This window comes from Paenibacillus sp. 2RAB27 (genome assembly GCF_052115445.1).
In the GTDB taxonomy this organism is placed as follows: Bacteria; Bacillota; Bacilli; order Paenibacillales; family NBRC-103111; genus Paenibacillus_E.
In genome coordinates, this window is record NZ_JBFRGR010000097.1 from 1 (window position 1) to 881 (window position 881).

An 881-nucleotide genomic window follows, 5' to 3' on the forward strand; every position below is an offset into this window, starting at 1 on the left:
TATTTATGTAAAGTTGCCGAGGTTTCCAAGAGTGGATACTACAGGTACTGGACTTTCGAGGCACAGCAAAAGAGAAGCCAGCGGGAGCAACAAGATGAACAGGTAAAAGAGATCATCTTAAAGGCTTATCATTTCAAACGCCGCAAAAAAGGGGCTCGTTCCGTCAAGATGACACTGGAGGGGCAATTTAAGGTTGTCTACAATCTGAAACGCATCAGGAGGGTTATGAAGAAATACAACATTGTGTGTCCTTACAGAAAGGCCAATCCCTATAAAAGGATGATGAAGGCCACCCAAGAGCATAGGATCGTTCCTAACCTGCTGAACCGAGAGTTTAAGCAGAATATTCCTGGTAAAGTGTTACTAACGGACATTACCTATTTATTTTACGGTTCGAGTAAAAAAGCCTATTTATCAACCATCAAGGACAGCTCAACCAATGAAATCCTAGCCTATCATGTATCTAGCCAGATCACGATGGATATAGCGACAGATACCCTCCTTAAACTTAAAAAAAATAGAAGGTTTAAGCAGGCAGAAGGTGCTTTCATTCATTCTGATCAGGGAACCCATTATACACATCCAGACTTTCAAAAAATGCTTAAGAGGATGAAATTAAAACAATCCATGTCCAGGAGGGGAAACTGTTGGGACAATGCCCCTCAGGAATCCTTTTTTGGTCATTTTAAAGATCAGGCCTCCATCAAGCCATGTATGACTTTGGACGAGCTAAAACGAGAGATTAAAGATTACATGACATACTATAATCACTACAGATACCAATGGAATTTAAAAAGGATGACCCCTGTGCAATACAGAGATCATCTTCTTCAATCTGCCTAGACTTTTTTTAAAATGTCCTTTACACGGGGTACAGTTTA

The 881-nt window shown here is 40.3% G+C and carries 1 protein-coding gene; it reads left to right on the forward strand.

Going from position 1 to position 881, the window contains the following annotated elements:
• Nucleotides 1–843: IS3 family transposase (locus AB4114_RS35755; protein WP_441992679.1), on the forward strand; the 843-nt coding region annotated here is incomplete at its 5' end.
• Nucleotides 844–881 lie beyond the last annotated feature (38 nt).